This window comes from Nostoc flagelliforme FACHB-838 (genome assembly GCF_014698065.1).
Classification (GTDB): Bacteria; Cyanobacteriota; Cyanobacteriia; order Cyanobacteriales; family Nostocaceae; genus Nostoc; species Nostoc flagelliforme_B.
Genome location: NZ_JACJSI010000072.1, coordinates 1 through 17,470 on the forward strand (window position 1 = coordinate 1; position 17,470 = coordinate 17,470).

General features: G+C 40.7%; 17 protein-coding genes. 11 read left to right on the forward strand and 6 right to left on the reverse strand.

What is annotated here, in order from left to right; translation table 11 throughout:
* Positions 1-607 precede the first annotated feature (607 nt).
* On the reverse strand, positions 608-2,362 hold the full coding sequence (locus H6G97_RS25820) for an N-acetylmuramoyl-L-alanine amidase (protein WP_190943463.1): 1,755 nt from the start codon (positions 2,360-2,362) through the stop codon (positions 608-610).
* A gap of 85 nt (positions 2,363-2,447) precedes the next feature.
* On the opposite strand from H6G97_RS25820, the gene H6G97_RS25825 reads away from it, so the two are divergent.
* From H6G97_RS25825 to H6G97_RS25835, 3 genes are all read left to right on the forward strand, one after another.
* Positions 2,448-4,085, forward strand: coding sequence for a CTP synthase (locus tag H6G97_RS25825; RefSeq protein WP_190943464.1), 1,638 nt, complete (start codon positions 2,448-2,450; stop codon positions 4,083-4,085).
* Between the two features lie 122 nt (positions 4,086-4,207).
* Complete coding sequence (locus tag H6G97_RS25830; protein ID WP_190943465.1) at positions 4,208-4,630, forward strand: hypothetical protein; 423 nt, start codon at positions 4,208-4,210, stop codon at positions 4,628-4,630.
* A 79-nt stretch (positions 4,631-4,709) separates the two neighbouring features.
* On the forward strand, positions 4,710-5,273 hold the full coding sequence (locus tag H6G97_RS25835; protein ID WP_190943466.1) for a Uma2 family endonuclease: 564 nt from the start codon (positions 4,710-4,712) through the stop codon (positions 5,271-5,273).
* 21 nt (positions 5,274-5,294) lie between these two features.
* Here the strand turns inward: H6G97_RS25835 and H6G97_RS25840 are convergent, their stop codons facing one another.
* The 4 genes from H6G97_RS25840 to H6G97_RS25855 all read right to left on the reverse strand — a co-directional run bounded on the left by H6G97_RS25840 (position 5,295) and on the right by H6G97_RS25855 (position 8,118).
* Positions 5,295-5,936, reverse strand: a complete 642-nt coding sequence (locus H6G97_RS25840) for a type I restriction endonuclease (protein WP_190943467.1) — start codon at positions 5,934-5,936, stop codon at positions 5,295-5,297.
* Between the two features lie 3 nt (positions 5,937-5,939).
* Positions 5,940-6,842 (reverse strand): ROK family protein, encoded by a 903-nt coding sequence (locus H6G97_RS25845; protein WP_190943468.1) that lies wholly within the window; start codon positions 6,840-6,842, stop codon positions 5,940-5,942.
* Between the two features lie 96 nt (positions 6,843-6,938).
* Positions 6,939-7,148, reverse strand: coding sequence for a hypothetical protein (locus tag H6G97_RS25850; RefSeq protein ID WP_190943469.1), 210 nt, complete (start codon positions 7,146-7,148; stop codon positions 6,939-6,941).
* Positions 7,149-7,221: 73 nt separating this feature from the next.
* Complete coding sequence (locus tag H6G97_RS25855) at positions 7,222-8,118, reverse strand: ABC transporter permease (RefSeq protein WP_190943470.1); 897 nt, start codon at positions 8,116-8,118, stop codon at positions 7,222-7,224.
* Positions 8,119-8,308: 190 nt separating this feature from the next.
* Between H6G97_RS25855 and H6G97_RS25860 the strand changes: the two genes are divergently transcribed.
* Together H6G97_RS25860 and H6G97_RS25865 are read left to right on the forward strand one after the other, a co-directional pair.
* Positions 8,309-8,725: a XisH family protein gene (locus tag H6G97_RS25860; protein WP_190943483.1), complete on the forward strand. Its 417-nt coding sequence runs from the start codon at positions 8,309-8,311 to the stop codon at positions 8,723-8,725.
* Positions 8,713-9,048, forward strand: coding sequence for a XisI protein (locus H6G97_RS25865; RefSeq protein ID WP_190943471.1), 336 nt, complete (start codon positions 8,713-8,715; stop codon positions 9,046-9,048). The genes H6G97_RS25860 and H6G97_RS25865 overlap by 13 nt, the downstream gene beginning before the upstream one ends.
* A 70-nt stretch (positions 9,049-9,118) precedes the next feature.
* Here H6G97_RS25865 and trxB read toward each other — a convergent pair whose 3' ends face one another.
* Positions 9,119-10,489, reverse strand: a complete 1,371-nt coding sequence (trxB, locus tag H6G97_RS25870) for a thioredoxin-disulfide reductase (RefSeq protein ID WP_190943484.1) — start codon at positions 10,487-10,489, stop codon at positions 9,119-9,121.
* Between the two features lie 670 nt (positions 10,490-11,159).
* On the opposite strand from trxB, the gene H6G97_RS25875 reads away from it, so the two are divergent.
* The 6 genes from H6G97_RS25875 (at position 11,160) to H6G97_RS55475 (ending at position 17,452) form a co-directional block, all read left to right on the forward strand.
* Positions 11,160-11,708, forward strand: a complete 549-nt coding sequence (locus H6G97_RS25875) for a class I SAM-dependent methyltransferase (protein ID WP_190943472.1) — start codon at positions 11,160-11,162, stop codon at positions 11,706-11,708.
* A 131-nt stretch (positions 11,709-11,839) separates the two neighbouring features.
* Positions 11,840-13,162: a class I SAM-dependent methyltransferase gene (locus H6G97_RS25880; RefSeq protein WP_190943473.1), complete on the forward strand. Its 1,323-nt coding sequence runs from the start codon at positions 11,840-11,842 to the stop codon at positions 13,160-13,162.
* 698 nt (positions 13,163-13,860) lie between these two features.
* The gene (locus H6G97_RS25885) at positions 13,861-14,991 is read left to right on the forward strand and encodes an FHA domain-containing protein (protein WP_190943474.1); all 1,131 of its coding nucleotides are present in this window, start codon (positions 13,861-13,863) and stop codon (positions 14,989-14,991) included.
* Between the two features lie 146 nt (positions 14,992-15,137).
* Complete coding sequence (locus H6G97_RS25890; protein WP_190943475.1) at positions 15,138-16,400, forward strand: M20 family metallopeptidase; 1,263 nt, start codon at positions 15,138-15,140, stop codon at positions 16,398-16,400.
* A gap of 265 nt (positions 16,401-16,665) precedes the next feature.
* Entirely contained in the window at positions 16,666-17,277 is a 612-nt protein-coding gene (locus H6G97_RS25895) for a transporter substrate-binding domain-containing protein (protein ID WP_338421847.1), read from the forward strand.
* A 34-nt stretch (positions 17,278-17,311) separates the two neighbouring features.
* A complete protein-coding gene (locus tag H6G97_RS55475) occupies positions 17,312-17,452 on the forward strand; it encodes a transporter substrate-binding domain-containing protein (RefSeq protein WP_338421848.1) in 141 nt (46 codons plus the stop codon).
* Positions 17,453-17,470 lie beyond the last annotated feature (18 nt).

The window sequence follows — 17,470 nt, forward strand, 5'->3', positions numbered from 1 at the left end:
GTCCAAACGAGAGGAGAAAAAGGAAATTACAGTACGCAACGTGTAAGATTTAACTCTAATTCTTCTGCTTAACTCTTTGTTACATACTTATAAATTTTCTCCACGACTTACTTCTAAACACAGAAAATATTTACAAGTTACCGGATAAAAATTGGGAACTTTGTTATTTTGATTTAGAAAAAGAAGTGACTTACCCATTTTTTATAACGCACGATGAAATCAAAAATAATTTTAGAAAAGAAATAAATTTTTTAATTGTTATTGAATCTGAGTTTGAAGAACTAATTATAATACCCGAAATAAAGGAATTGATAGACTCTCAGAGGGTAGCGACATCTCGTTCAATGACGACATTTGAATACTTAGATACTTATCAACGTTTTCAGTCATTTTATGAAAGGCTATCTTGAAATAGGGGGGTGACTATCAATCGATACAGCTTGTTAACAATCACCAATACCCTATTCGCAGTCTTGCCCATAACCATACACTATAAAAGTCATAAAGTTTGAAGAAAGACCGATCGCAACATTGAGCAGGAACTAGCTAAAAAAGAGCGATCGCACTCCACCAAATACAATGAGGAACTAGTGTTATACCTCAAAATTTATCTCACACTCCTAAACCACTCAGTAATCCCTTGAGCGATCGCATTTGCCATTTTCTTTTGTTCTTCTGGGTTCACTATCTGCTCAAATTCATCGGGATTACTCATAAAACCCAATTCCAGCAACACTGATGGCGCAGCAGCGGGACGTGTCAGCGCTAGGTTGTTCCAAAACACGCCATAATGAGGTTTACTGAGTTTTTTGACTACATAGTTCTGTAAAAATATTGCCAGGCTGTGAGCTTGGGGATGATACCAAAAAGTGCCGAATCCCTTAGTTTTCTCGGCATCGCCATTATCGGGTAGAGAGTTGTGATGTATGGAAAGAGCGATCGCAGGTTCTTCTTGACTGATAATTGCCTGACGTTCTACTAGCGAAACTTCGCGATCGTCCTCTCGTGTCATCACCACCGTTGCCCCTTGCTTCACCAACTCGTCGCGCAGCAACTTCGATATCACTAAATTGACATCTTTTTCTAAATATCCAGTTGGACCACTGGCACCAGATTCTTTACCGCCATGCCCTGGATCTAGTACAATCTTGAAATTAGCTAAAAGCTTGTGTCTTGTGTTCCCAATTTTAGGCGGATGACGCAAAGCCAAAACCAGGGTAGTGCCGTCGTATCTCAGCTTATATCCCCACTGTTGAGCTTTTTTAAAGTTAAAGGTGTATTTTACTTGTCCTGGAGCTTCCTGTTGCCAATCTAGACGATTAATTAAGGGGTCATCATCCAGGCGAATTATGTCCGTTTGGGCAGTGGTATTGTAGAGAGTGAGAGCGAGAGCTTGCTCACTTTGTTGTACGCTCACAGGTACAGGAACTTGTAAAGGGAAAACTATCTCTGTCGCATTAGGGAGTTGACGATATCCGACACTGCGAATGATAGTCTGTGGCTCAATTGCACCAGGGAGAATGCGGGTTTCTTTACTATTAATCCAAGCGCCATAGTCTAGGCGCAACCATTCACCTTCCCTACCTGTAACTGTTGCGCGTGTGCCTTTGGGCAGTGGTGTAAGTCGGGAATAATCGGTGCTTGGGCCAGTGCGAGCAACGCCTGACTCTACTGTAACCTCAGAAACTGGCAACTGTGCTCTTGAGAGGATTTGAATTTTACCAGTCCCTGGTTGAGTTATCGTCTTGCCATCGAGTGTCAGTTGAAACTGAGGTTGTCCCAAATCGGCAGATGTTGTCACTGAGGTGCAACCTTTGTAATTGTCTACGCTAGACTGGGCATGAGGCTGATTTTGCCCTGTCAAAGCTGCCAAATTACTTGGTAGTTGTGCCTGTTGGGGTTGGGGCGAAAGGGCAATAGTTTCATTAGCTAACTTGACAGATACATTGGCTTTGGGGGGTGCGATCGCGCTAAAACAAATTAGTTCTCCTGGTAGTCTGGCAATGTCAACTGCGGGAGTCAGGGAATCTTTAGCAAAGGCTAACCCCTGTGGTAACTCAGGGCCAGTGGTAAGCCTTGTCACTTTAATCTGGAGTTCTTGATTGTCGTGACGCACAGTAAAAAGATTCTCCCCCAACTGCAAGGGGAAACTAGGGGAAAAATGACCTGCTTTGCTGCGGGTAATTGGCTTACTATTGATCAAAACCTGACCATCTGGTGGTGCAGTGCCCAGAAAGAAGATTTTTTGGGCACTTGTCTGGTAGTTTGTCTGGGGAAAAACGACTATAAGAGATGGTTCTGCCAATGCTACGGAGGAGGTGAGAATACAGCCTAGTATTACTAATCCAAAAAGCTTTTTCACTGCAAAATCACAGAAGATTACACCACAATAACTGTGGCACAATGACGGGATGTATTTTTAGAAGTTGTTAGAAATTCAAATTACTATGACTAAGTTTATCTTTGTAACTGGAGGCGTAGTTTCCAGTATTGGTAAGGGCATTGTAGCAGCAAGTCTAGGGCGTTTGCTCAAGTCGCGCGAATATTCGGTATCGATTCTCAAACTCGACCCTTATATCAATATCGACCCTGGTACGATGAGTCCCTTTCAACATGGGGAAGTATTCGTTACCCAGGATGGTGCGGAGACAGATTTGGACTTGGGGCATTACGAACGCTTTACTGATACCTCAATGTCGCGTTTGAACTGTGTTACTACTGGGTCAATTTACCAGGCAGTTATCAATAAGGAGCGGCGCGGAGACTACAATGGCGGCACTGTACAGGTAATTCCTCATATTACCAATGAAATTAAAGAGCGGATTCTGCGAGTTGCTAAAAGCACAAATCCTTCTGTAGTAATTACAGAAATTGGCGGTACGGTAGGAGATATTGAATCACTGCCGTTTTTGGAAGCAATTCGCCAGTTCCGTAAAGAGGTGGGACGGCAGAATGTGCTGTATATGCACGTAACGCTAGTACCGTGGATTGCCTCGGCGGGTGAAATGAAAACTAAGCCGACACAACATTCAGTTAAAGAACTGAGATCCATTGGTATTCAACCAGATATTTTAGTTTGTCGCAGCGATCGCCCCTTACCCAAGGGATTAAAACAAAAATTGTCGGGATTTTGCGATGTACCGGAAGAATGCGTCATCACTTCCCAAGATGCCAAAAGTATCTATGAAGTACCGCTGAATCTGGAACGGGAAGGAATGGCAGAACAAGTGCTGAACTTGCTGCAAATGGAACAACGTAAACCAGATTTGACGCAGTGGCAAACTTTGGTACAACGGTTACATAGTCCCAAGCACGAGGTAGAAATTGCCATCGTTGGTAAATATGTGCAGTTAAGTGATGCTTACTTATCTGTAGTAGAAGCGCTAAACCACGCGGCAATCTCCACTTATGGCAAATTGCGCCTGCGTTGGATAAATTCAGAAGATTTGGAAACTGAAGCCCCAGAAACTTATCTTAAGGGTGTCGATGGCATAGTTGTGCCAGGAGGTTTCGGCGTTAGGGGAGTGGATGGCAAAATTGCCGCCATCAAATATGCCCGCGATCGCCAAATTCCCTTTTTAGGTTTATGCCTGGGTATGCAATGTTCTGTAATTGAATGGGCCCGGCACGTAGGGGGATTAACAGGTGCTAACAGTGCCGAATTTGACCCTTATACAATTGATCCAGTAATTAATTTATTGCCAGAACAGCAAGAAGTAGTGGATTTAGGGGGTACAATGCGCTTAGGATTATACCCTTGCCGTGTTCTCCCTGATACTTTAGCTTTTAAGCTTTATCAAGAAGATGTGATTTATGAGCGACATCGACATCGCTATGAGTTCAATAATGCTTACCGCGATTTGTTGTTAAAGTCTGGCTATATGATCAGCGGTACTTCTCCCGATGGACGCTTAGTTGAAATTGTGGAATTGTCCAAGCACCCATTCTTTCTTGCTTGCCAATTTCATCCAGAATTTCAATCACGCCCTAGTAGCCCTCATCCCTTATTTAAAGGGTTTATTCAAACAGCGATCGCTCTTTCTACTTCAACATCTAATACACCTACACCATTGGAGGTGTCATAACAATTCATCACTCATAATTGATAATTGATAATTGATAATTGATTGCAACATTAACTTAAGGCTTCAGTAAATTTGGACATCCAGGGTGCATCATTCGTAAATTTCGGACTTGAGGAGATGTTGTGGCGTACTGGGTGAAAATCCTTTACGAGAGGAGAGAATATGTAGTGAATTTTGAACGTGTCCATGCTTTTTGTTATGAACTCAATGGCAGGGTTACTTTTTGGTTGCCCGATAGTGCCATTCCCATAGTGATTAACCCGCAAAAGAACTTGGAAGATTATCAAAAGATTCTCGATTATTTAGAATGTGTGACAGGATTAGAATTAGATCATGCCCACTGGGTGAAAATAATTTACGAAAAAAATGAATATGTAATTAATCTCAATTGCATTAGTTCTTTTTGTCATGAACCGAACGGCAGGATAACTTTTTGGTTGCCAGATGGCACTATTCCCATCATTATCAACCCTGTGAGTAATCCTGAATCTTATGAAAAAGTTGTGAAATACGTTCAGAAAGCAACTGGATATTGTTTGTCTTAGTGTAAACGAGGAACTTACTCCTACTAAACTTTTAACTCAAGGTAACAATGTTAGCAATAAAGGCACGAGGAAAGATTCAATGAATACTGTTGTGCTTAATCTAGAACCGATTGCTCATTTAAGCGACGAACAATTTTATCAATTGTGTATTGCTAATAGCGATTTAAGCCTAGAAATGAATGCAGCAGGAGAATTAATAATTGTGCCACCAGTAGGAGGAGAAAGGGGAAATCAAGAAGCTGGACTGATCGCTGATTTAGAAATCTGGAATCGTCAAGCTAAATTAGGCAAAGTTTTTAGTTCTTCGACTATCTTTATACTTCCAAATGGTGCAAAACGTTCCCCTGATGCGTCTTGGGTAAAGTTGGAACGATGGGAAGCTTTAACACTAGAACAACGAAAAAAATTTCCGCCACTTGTACCCGATTTTGCAATTGAACTGCGTTCTGAGACAGATCGGCTTGCACCTATCCAAGCGAAAATGAAGGAATACATAGAAAATGGTTTGCGTTTAGGTTGGCTAATTAATCCTCAAGATAACCAAGTGGAAATTTACCGACTTTTGAAAGCTGTAGAAGTTATTCAAATGCCAGCAATTATTTCTGGAGAAGATATATTACCTGGATTTAATTTGCAAGTATAGGTAGGCGATAAGCCTCAGTCCCTAGTTCTCAGTGGGTAAAAGCACAATTAATTCTCCAAGGCGCTTCAAGATACTGAGTACTTGGTGTAGTTCTGAATCACGTTCAATTGATAGCGCATCAGATCGAGCATAGCAAGGATGTTCTTGTTGAATCAATTTGACAAAAACAAATTCCCTCCCGTTGATTAGTAAACCAAAAGTCGGTTGTGCAGGATTTGGACAATCAAGCATATAAGCGAGTGCTTGAGGTAGGGCTGTCATCACATCAAATTTACTGCTTTTAGATTCGATGACAAGTAGCCAAAAACGTTTTTGGATGACAAGAACATCAATGTTTCCTTTAACGATAAAGCTTTCGTCTTCAGCAGAAATCTCCACAGAAGTCTCGGTTTCAATCTCAAAAGGAGGTTGATAAAATCCAGCTAAATCGAGTAAAGGAGACAGCACTACCATCTTTACCGCCTCTTCTGACATCAGACGGTGCTTATTCAAGTTTAAATAGTTGCTTTTTACTCGTGCGATCGCTTGCTTTTCACCATCAGTCAGAGTTGGTAAATTTTCTGTCCATTCAGGAAAGAAGTTAATGTCTGTGGCAAGTTGCAAACCAAATTTTTCTTCTAATTCGTAAATACTGATGTCTCTAGCTGGGATTGTTTGAACCATAATCTAACATTCCGAATAGCGTTGCCATGCCAACTTTGCTGCACCCATTATCCCGGCAAAGTTTCCTAACTCCGCTGGCAATATTTGTAAACCTGCTCGTGATAAAGGCTGCACTCGCTTCTCGATTTCTGCCTTCACTGCTGGTAAGAAAAATTCAAAGCTGCCACTGATACCGCCACCAATGATGATCGCTTGTGGTGTGAGTACATAAATTAAACTCGTCAAACCTATCCCTAAATAAGTGCCATATTCTTGCCAAAAAGTCAATGCTGTGGCATCTCCTTGCTGGGCAAGAAAACCCAATTCGATAGGTTCTTTAAGAGTGCGGCGGCGAATTGCAGTAGCACAGGCATATTGTTCCAAAGAACCTCGATTGCCACTATTACAAATTGGGCCATCAGGATTTAATGAAATTAAACCCAATTCCCCGGCGGCTCCTTGATGTCCAATAAATAGTTTGCCATTGAGGATAATTGCACCACCAACCCCAGTTCCTAAAGTTAGCAGAATCAGATTTTGAAAATGGCGACCGGCTCCCAACCAAGCTTCTCCCAAAAGAGCGCAATTAGCATCATTAGCGATCGCAGTCGGTTTGCCAATTTTAGCTTCTAACCAGTCTGCTAAAGGCACATCGATCCATCCAGGCAAGTTAATGGCGATTTTGGCAATGCGTCCCTTTGCATCAGATGGGCCAGGAGTACCAACACCAATCGCAACAGCTTGATTACCTGGATCAATTTGGGCGATCGCATCTATCAGCACCGCCAGCACCGCCTCCGGCGTTGTCGGTTGGGGAGATGCCACAGTTAAAGATTGCAGACAAGTCCCATCATCTGCAAAACGCCCCAGCTTAATCGCTGTTCCCCCTACATCAATGCCAATTACTTGAATTTTGTCATTTGTCATTTGTCATTTGTCATTTGTAATTGAGCATTGGGCATGGGGCATTGGCAATTGGTGAACAGCTATTCCCTATTGCCTATTATTGGGTGCGAGTAGTTTTCATCCCCGATCTGTTAGCGCAGCGTCTTTGCTTGGGAGAAGACGCGCGGCTTTCAACTCCGATTTTTGTAAATTAGCAAAATTCGTGCTGCGGAAACTCGATTGCTCGTGCCAACCTGTAACTGGCGCACCTCTTAAAATGCCAGCAAGGGCAACAGAAAGGATAAATCCGCCAGTAGCGGCGGCAATTAACGTTAGATTATCTTTCATACAAATCTCTCTATTGTTTATTTGTCAATTGTCATTTGTCTTTTGTCCAAAACCAATGACCAATGACTAATGACTATTTCCGGATTCTATTTTCTCTTCGTAAACGGGGATTGACAAATTCATTTAACCCTTCACCAAGTAGTGATAACCCTACCACCATGAATGTCATGGTTAAACCAGGGAAAAGTGTAGTCCACCAAATGCCAGTGGGTAAAGCTTCTAAGGCTTGTTTTAAATCATGTCCCCATTCTGGCACTTCTTCGGGAAGTCCTAGCCCCAAAAAACCCAAACCGCCCAACACCAAAATTGCATCAGCAGCGTTGAGTGTGAATAAGACGGGTACGCTTTGAATGACGTTGAAAAATAAATAACGAGAAAGCACAACCCAAGTGGAAGCGCCCATTGCTTGAGCAGCTTCGATGAACACTTCAGTTTTCACGCTCACGGTGTGGTTGCGAACAACGCGGTAATATTGGGGAATGTAGGCAATGCTAATAGCGATCGCTGCATTTAATATTCCACGCCCCACCACAAACGCCAGCGTTACAGATAGCAGTAGCCCCGGTAGAGTATAGATGCTATCCATAATAAACAGCAACACTTTATCCAATTTTCCACCGAGATAACCACTCAGCATCCCCAAAGGCACACCGATAATCATACTCAGCGCCGTCGCCAAAATCACCACCTGCAAAGCAGCTTGAGCGCCGAACAGCGTCCGGGAGAACACATCATAACCCAGGCGACTAGTACCAAACCAATGTTTACCTGAGGGTGGCTCGTGAATTGGGTTAGAGAGAAAATCTTTGGGGTTTTGCAGCCATCCCCAAGCCTGCAATACGGGAGCGAAGAATGCCAGAAAGATGAAAAATAGGGTAATGGCTAACCCAATGAGCATGAGTTTTTGCGAAAGATTGAGACTTTTGCCAAACTGTAAAAATGTCGGTAGTCGCCGTTTTGTAATGGCCATGTGCGATCGCCTGGAGCAAAGCTTGATACGCTGACTATTTTACATATCAGATAGGGGATTGCGTAAACATCGTGAATAAAAGTCTAACTGTTTCGCAGTGGATACAGAGCTAGACTGAGTTAGAGGTGAGATTATCCCTTATTTTTGCTAGAGATAAATTACTAGTCAAGTGTTACCACAATACTTTGAGATGCCTGCAAGAGATATTTATCATAACGCTGTTAAGAATGCCTTAGTTAAAGAAGGCTGGATAATTACAGATGACCCACTACATTTAAAGTGGGGTCAAAAAGATATGTATGTAGATTTAGGAGCTAAACAACTCTTAGCCGCAGAACAAGGAAGTAAAAAAATAGCTGTAGAAATTAAAAGTTTTATTAGTCCCTCAGAAATGGCAGACCTCAAAGATGCTATTGGAGGATTTATCATGTACCGTGCTGTTATCCATCGCCTCGAACCAAAAAGAACATTATATTTGGCAGTGCGCGACAGCGTATTTACAGCCTTGTTTGAGGAACCGATTGGTATACTTTTAATAGAAACTGAGAATCTTAAGTTACTCGTTTTTAATCCAGAAACTGAGAGGATTATTCAATGGATACCTTAGATAATTATCAACATATCATCAAAGAGGTATTAGTTCCTTACACACAAATTCCTTATTCCCATGCAGCTATTGAATGTAAGGCAGTATTTGATAGCGAAAACGGCAGCTATTTGCTGATAACTTTAGGCTGGGATGGTGTTAAGCGAATTCACGGCTGCTTAGTTCATATTGATATTATTGATAGCAAAATTTGGGTGCAACGAGATGACACAGAAGATGGTGTTACTTACGAATTAGTGGCAGCAGGAATTCCTAAAGAGAAAATTGTCTTGGGATTTCACCCGCCAAATGTTAGGCAACACACAGGATATGCTATTGCCTAACTGATTAAAGCTAACAGTCATGGGTATGGGTTATTGGCAAAGTCTTTCCCAGTAACCATTCCCCACGCTCTTACAGATTACTTTCAATCAACTGGCGGTATTCGCTCTTTTGCTTCACACCTTTGACTTCCTTCACTAGTTCCTTGTTTTTAAACAATTGAACTGTTGGTGTTCCTGTCACATTAGCATTTTCAGCAATATCTCGGTCTTTGTCGATGTCAATTTCCACAAAGTGAATTTTGCTGTCAAATTCATCCACCACTTTGTTTAAAATCGGCTTCAGGGTGTGACAAGGGCCACAACCAGGAGAGACATATTTAACAAGGAGTAAGCGATCGCTTTCATGGAACAATTTCCGTAAAGCATAACCTCCCTCATGGCGCGTCGCATCCAAGTTAAATCCAGCTTCTTCTTCGGCTTCAGTCTTTTTAGCTGGCTGATGTTCTAATTCGTTATCTGCTGTTTCTGGCTGTTGATGGAATTCTTGAATCAAGCCACTGGATGATAACCAGCGTTCTGCTAACATCGCCGCCATACAACCAGTACCCGCAGCCGTAATTGCTTGCCGGAACTCATGATCTTGGACATCACCAGCAGCAAAAACGCCCTCTACACTGGTTTCTACAGAACCATGCTTGGTGACAACATAACCTATCTCATCCAGTTCTAATTGTCCTTTAAATAGGGATGTATTGGGACTGTGACCAACGGCGTAGAATAAACCCTTAGCGTGCAGTTTGCTTTCTTCACCAGTTTTAGTATTACGGACTTTCACCCCTTCCATGTGACCATTACCGAAGATATCCACGGCTTCTGTGTTCCAATGCACTTGGATTTTCGGGTTACTCAAAACGCGGTCTTGCATAGCCTTAGAAGCCCGCATTTTATCGGTGCGTACCAACATATTTACCTTAGAACCGTATTTGGTAAGGTAAATTGACTCTTCCGCCGCCGAGTCGCCAGCACCAATTACAGCCAATTCTGCACCGTGGAAAATCGGTGTCGCACCATCGCAAATTGCACAAGCGGAAATACCCCGACTCCAAAATTCATGTTCGCTGGGTAAACCTAAACGTTTTGCTGTTGCACCCGTAGCAATGACGATGCTGTTGGTTTTTATTTCTCTTTCTTGCGATCGCACTGTAAATGGACGCTGACTCAAGTCAACTGATATAACATCTTCAGTATATAGTTCAGCCCCCCAGCGCTCCGCCTGAGCCTTCATCTGATCCATCAGTTGCGATCCGGTAATTCCTTGGGGAAACCCTGGAAAATTCTCAACTTCTGTCGTTGTCATTAATTGTCCACCAGGTAAACCCCCGGCTTGAAAACCTTCAAATACAACGGGTTTCAGGTTAGCACGTCCGGCATAAATAGCAGCTGTGTACCCTGCTGGCCCAGAACCGATAATTACTAAGTTTTCTACTGTGGGATTAATCATGACCATATATGAACTCATAACGACTACGCTTAATATAGCATAACAAATTGTGATTGGCTACGCTTACGCAAAATGCCTACGGTGCTATGCGTTCAACACTTGCCAAATATTCTCTTAAGGGATTTCCAGAAATTAAATTATTCAATTTTGGGAGCGAAGATGATCGTTAGATTCTTCCTCCCCTGCAACGCCAACTCGCCAAAGCGATGGGATATTTTTTTAGTTGGAAGTCCCTAACTGCTAAGACTCTTCTTGGAGGTATTTTCTGATAATTTCAGCATCTAGTTCTAAAAATTCTGGATGCAAGAATTATCGTCACTAGCAAAAATGGCTTCTACAGTGGTTTCGATAGAACTCTGCTTGGTGACAATGTAACTTACCTCATCCAGTTCTAATTAATTTTTAAATATTCTGATAGAAATGCTCACAAGTTGGGAATACTCAAGGTTGAGTGTGCCGCTTACTAGCTTGAACAGCATGGCAAATGTTTGCAGGTATGTCTTAACTAGCTCTCAACAAGAGTTAGCACAATCGTGGGAAAGCATCATAACAAAGTTAGTATAAGGAGCAATTTCAATGCCTAGTCCAACATCTGATTTTTTCTAAAAATTTTTAATGATTGACCCATGAGAGGTAGAAGAAACGATAGAGAGTAGCAAAATACAAAACAATGACAGAGATTAAACTTCATATTGGTGGGAAACAAACACATCCAGACTGGAAAATATTCGATGTTGAACCTCGTCCAGAAGTAGATTATGTTGGTAACGCATCTGATTTAAGTCAATTTGAAAATAATTCAATAGCCGCAATTTATGCCAGTCATGTTCTAGAACATTTTTATCACTCAATAGATAATGAGTTAATCAATACATTAACAGAATGGTATCGTGTTCTCAAACCAGGTGGTCAACTTTTCATTAGTGTTCCTGACTTAAAAAAATTATGTTGCCTTTATCTTCATCCGCAATTTACAGTATTTGATCGTTTACATTTAATGCGGATTATATTTGGGGCACAAACCAATATATATGATGTTCATAAAGTAGGATTTGATTTTGAAATATTGGCCATATATTTAGAAGAATGTGGCTTTACAGAATATCAGCAAGTAGATAATTTTGATCTATTTAATGATTGCAGTACAATACGTATTCTAGATACACTAATTAGTCTGAATTTCGTTGTTCAAAAATCAATATGTTCAGAGCAAACTTAATCTTTAATTTTTACCTAGGTATAGCTCTTTCATGTTGCCATAAATGGAAACTTTTGATAATCAATACTTTTGTCAAAACCCTAAGCAAATTTCATTTACCAGTCAAAAAACTAGTATTAGGAGCAATTGTAATGACCCGTGTAGAATCTGATTTGTTAGATAAAATTCGTCAGCAATTTGATAGTTCTCCCTATCCCAGAATACCTCTAGATAAATCTCCTAAAAATAATTCAAATGAACTATATATTCATAACTTAATGACTCCCATCTATTTGAGGAACCAAAAAGTTATAGATACTAAAGGAAAAGTAATTTTAGATGCAGGATGTGGCTCAGGTTATAAATCGCTAATTTTGGCTGAAGCAAATGTAGGAGCTAAAATAGTTGGCATCGATATATCAGGAGAATCGATTAAATTAGCACAGCAACGCTTGGAACATCACGGCTTTGACAATGTGGAATTCATTGTTTTATCAATAGAGGAATTGCATAAGTTAGATTACCAGTTTGACTATATTAATTGTGATGAGCTGCTATATCTTTTTCCTGATCCTGCCGTTGCTTTACAAGCAATGAAATCAATTTTAAAGCCTGATGGAATTATTCGCAGCAACTTGCATAGTTCACTACAGAGATTCAATTATTTTTGCGCTCAGAAACTCTTTACAATGATGGGTTTAATGAATGAAAATCCAGCAGAATTAGAGATGGATATTGTCGTCGAAACAATGAAAGCTTTGAAAGATAATGTCACTCTCAAAGCGAGAACTTGGAATGCTAATTATGAAGGAGAGGAAGGAAAAGAAAGAATTTTAATGAATTACTTGTTTCAAGGAGACAAAGGCTACACTATCCCTGATATGTTTACAGCTTTGAAATCTGCTGATTTAGAGTTTATCAGTATGGTGAACTGGCGACAGTGGGACATTAAAGATTTGTTTAAAGAACCAGATAATTTACCTGCTTTTCTGGGGATGAGCTTACCTGACATTTCTATAGAAGAGCGGCTAGAGCTATTTGAACTATTACAACCCATTCATCGACTGCTAGACTTTTGGTGTGGTCATCCCGACCGACCACAGACTTTTGTGCCTTTTGCCGAATGGACTGATTCTGATTGGCAAGTAGCAACTGTGCATCTTCATCCTCAGTTAAAAACACCTAAGTTTAAGGAAGACCTTGTAGCCTGTGCTACAGAGTGCAGAATATTTGACGTTAGTCAACACCTATCGCAAATTGGACAGTTTGTCAGTATAGATAGCGCAATGGCTGTTTGTTTACTACCTTTACTAGACCAACCTCAGCCAATGATGTCCCTAGTGGAGCGCTGGAAACAATTTAGACCGTTAAACCCTGTAACTTCACAACCTACAGATGATGAACAAGCTTTTCAATTGATGCAAAAGATGCTTTTGACCCTAGAAGGTTTTGATTACCTCATGCTGGAGCGTTAATCTAATTAGGATGTTGGGGACTTCCAATAAATAAATGATCCTCAGCATCTTACCCCCCAATACTATGCCTGTTTTTCTTGAAGTTGCCCCAAGTGTTTTTTGACCGTTTCCAATGTCGATGTATCTGCAATCCATACTGCACTAAACGATGATGCCACAGATACCCACATTGGCGAAATTTCAGTTGGATTTTTCTTGGCTTACTAGACGCTTTAATACTTGTTCAAACAGCTTGATAAATTAATTCGGTTGGCAAGCTCTCCAAGCGTCAAGATAAAGCTTGCCAACTCACTGATATTGCCTTTCTCAACACCATTGTGTTCAGTTTAACCATTGAGTGTTACCCACTTGACAAAACTCTAATTTTATTAACTTGACACCAATGACAAGATGCCCATTCCACTGAAGTCGAATAAAATTTCAAGTATGCAAATTTGCGGTCTTTTATTACTATCGCTACAGCAAAATTTGTAATTTTTGTCAAGATAAGGTTTAATTTATTTGGTGAGTTCTATGGGCATGGGTAGCAGCTTGCCGTTAGACATCGTGAATTTTCTCATCACATAATTATTCTCTCACCACAGCAATAAAAGAGCATTATGGGGGCTTGAGTTTAATTACTGTTTTTTACGCAGCTACATCCGAAATCACAAAGTAGAGAGTTGTAGTTAGCTGTGAAGATTTACAGGGTTAGAACAATGACAACACTTATTGCTCAATGGAAACTTACTCTTCAATATGAAGATGCGGGCAAACAACAAACTTGGCAATTTTCTCAACAACAGCCAACTAAAAATCCTGACACTATCCGCATTGGCCGCGATAATTTGAGGTGTGATATAGTTTTGCAAGATAATACTGTATCATCTCTACACGTTGAAATCTTTTTCGATCAACTGCAAAATCGCTTTTTTATTAGGAATTTACGAGGATTACAAAATCTTCCTGTCGTGGACGGAATACCACTGTATCCTGACAAAGAATTTTCTTTATACAATAACAGTATTATTTGTTTAGGGAAACAGAAACTCAAAGTTACTGATATTTCCATATCTGGAGTTAGCAACCTTGATGCAACTAATTTAGATTATTCACCAAAGCCAGATAAAGAGGGAAGTTCTGGTAAAGGTACAAATAATAAAAATAAGTTCTGGAAAGAGCCAACAGGAATAGCAACAATTATAACTTCAGTATTTACTCTGGGTGGAGTTATTATAACTTCAGTATTTGCTTTTAGTGGAGTTATGATTAGTCAGTATACAGAAGGAGAGAAAATAAAATTTGAACAACATAAAACACAGTATCAAGTACAAGCTGAACAAAATAAATTAGCACAGGAGCTACTGTCTAAAAAACAAGAAAGGGCTGAAGAAAGATTTTATAAGCATAAGGCTGAAATTTTAAAGATGGAGAAAGAGAAAGAAAACACAAGTAAGCAAATTGCACTAACAAATAGTTGTAATAAAACTATTAATATTGCTGTGAATCTCACCGCTTTAAATGATATAGAGCAAACTAGGGGTTGGAATGTAATTTCTCCAGGAGAAACCATAAAAAATAGTTATTTTATCCGAAGTGGAACGATATTTTTATATGCCGAGACGACAGACAAGAAGTATGAGTGGAAAGGAAAACATCTCCGCCAGAAGTACACTATAGAGAGTCCTTTCGATTATATTGCGGATGATCTTACTATCCTAATCTCAGGAGATCAGGAACGGAAATCAAAAAATTTCCAGATGAAGGAATTTTATGGAGTAAACTTTAACCAAAGTGGGGTTACAACTAAAAGGTTTAGTTGTAATGGAGATAGTTTAGAGTTAAGTTAATGGCAGATTAGCTTTTTTAACTAAATTTCTGACGACACAATGTGTCTAATAATGAAGCATTAAGTAGTTACTAAAAATTAGTCAAACTCACGTTAAACTGGAAAAATAATCTAAGTTAACTATACTTAAACTAGTTTGTCTTCATAATGGTTTCTACCTTTCCAAACTCCTCTTCTGTTGATCTATCTCGCATCCGACTTTCGATCCGTTCATTGCAACCACAATTAGTAGAGTGGCGGCGGCGATTGCATCAACAACCAGAGTTGGGTTTTCAAGAAAAACTGACTGCCGAATTTGTATCACAAAAACTGCAAGAATGGGGAATTGAGCATAAAATTGGCATTGCCCATACAGGAATTGTTGCCACTATTAAAGGTAACAAAGTTCCTAGTACAGATGCGATTAATCGCGTCTCTCTCAACTCCCCACTTTCCACTCCCCAAGTTTTAGCGATTCGGGCGGATATGGATGCTTTGCCAATCCAAGAACTCAACGAAGTGCCGTACAAATCGCAGCATGATGGAGTGATGCATGCTTGTGGACATGATGGACATACAGCGATCGCTTTAGGTACAGCTTATTATCTCCAGCAGCATCGCCAAGACTTCTCCGGTACTGTAAAAATTATCTTTCAGCCAGCTGAAGAATCACCAGGAGGGGCAAAACCGATGATTGAAGCTGGAGTCCTGAAAAATCCAGATGTTGATGCAATTATTGGTTTGCACTTGTGGAATAATTTGCCTTTGGGAACAGTGGGTGTGCGTGCTGGGGCGTTAATGGCAGCTGTAGAGTGCTTTAACTGTACAATTTTGGGCAAAGGTGGACACGGCGCACTACCCCATCAAACTGTTGACTCCGTTGTAGTTGCGGTCCAAATTGTAAATGCCTTACAAACCATTGTCGCTCGGAATGTTAATCCTATTGATTCAGCAGTGGTGACAGTGGGCGAACTTCATGCTGGAACCAAGCGGAATGTAATTGCTGATACAGCCAGGATGAGTGCGACTGTCAGGTATTTTAATTCTAGTTTGAAAGGCTTTTTTAAGGAGCGTGTCGAGCAGATTATTGCCGGAATTTGTCAGAGTCATGGTGCGAGTTATCACTTAGAGTACTGGTCACTTTATCCCCCGGTAATTAATGATATTAGAATCGCAGAACTGGTGCGATCTGTAGCAGAAAAAGTGGTAGAAACCTCTATGGGTATTGTCCCTGAATGCCAAACTATGGCTGCTGAAGATATGTCATTCTTCTTACAAGAGGTTCCTGGTTGCTATTTCTTTCTGGGTTCTGCTAACCCCGCGAAAGACTTAGCATATCCCCATCATCATCCCCGGTTTGATTTTGACGAAACCGCTTTGGCAATGGGTGTGGAAATATTTATTAGATGCGTGGAAAAGTACTTTATTTAAATCTATTTATTTAAATATAAAAGCTATACTCATCCCCCTAAATCTGAAAAAAATCGGTTTTGGGGGAATAGACCTCTTGCAAAAGTGCTTTTTGCAAGAGGGGGAAAAGGGTAAAGGTTAAAGGGGAAGGGGACAAGAAAGAACCTTTTCCCCTTCCCCCTTCCCCTTTTCCCGACTTATGCAAGAAGTCTAATGATGAACGTGATATTTGATATGGGGTGGGCATGATAAATAGACCTTGCATGAGAACCCCAAGATAATTCTGATGAGAAATGCGATCGCTACGAGATTTGGCTATTTTGGCAGACATAACCGCAAAAACAAAACCAGACGTTCCATAGTGCTGTATACCGCCATAGGATTAGTAGCTGGAATTTTGGCATTGTTGTTAATAGTATCCCCAGGACTGGCTCAAAAACCGGAACTCCAACAATCCCCAAAAATCCAACAACCGTTATTAGTAGCGACACGAGTTATACCGCCCTTTGTGCTATCAAACAAAGGTGAGCTATCGGGGTTCAGTATCGACCTCTGGCGCAGCATCGCTACCCAAATAGGTGTAGAGTCTAAATTTATTGAATATTCCACTGTGCCGGAACTGCTTTCTGCTATTAAGGACAGCAAAGCCAACTTAGGGGTTGCAGCTATCTCGATTACAGCCGAACGTCAGCAGAATTTTGATTTCTCATTACCCATTTTTGCTGGGGGGCTGCAAATTATGGTACGAAATCCAGAAAGCAACCAGAGTGCCTTCCCAAATATTTTGCAATTGTTTTTCTCTGCTAGCCTGTTGCAGGTAATAAGCGTTGCCCTAGTGCTAATTGTTGTAGCAGCCCACATTATTTGGTTATCTGAGCGCCATCATAGCTGCCAATGAAGGCAAAGGAAAGGTAGAGATTGTTGGCAGTATCTTGCGTGAAGAAAGCTATGGTATCGTTCTACCCAATAACAGTCAATACCGCAAACCAATTAATCAGGCTTTGCTAAATCTAAAAGAAAATGGCACTTATCAATCGTTATATGATAAGTGGTTCGATGCTGAAAAATCTTGAAGAAGGGAGTGGGGAAAA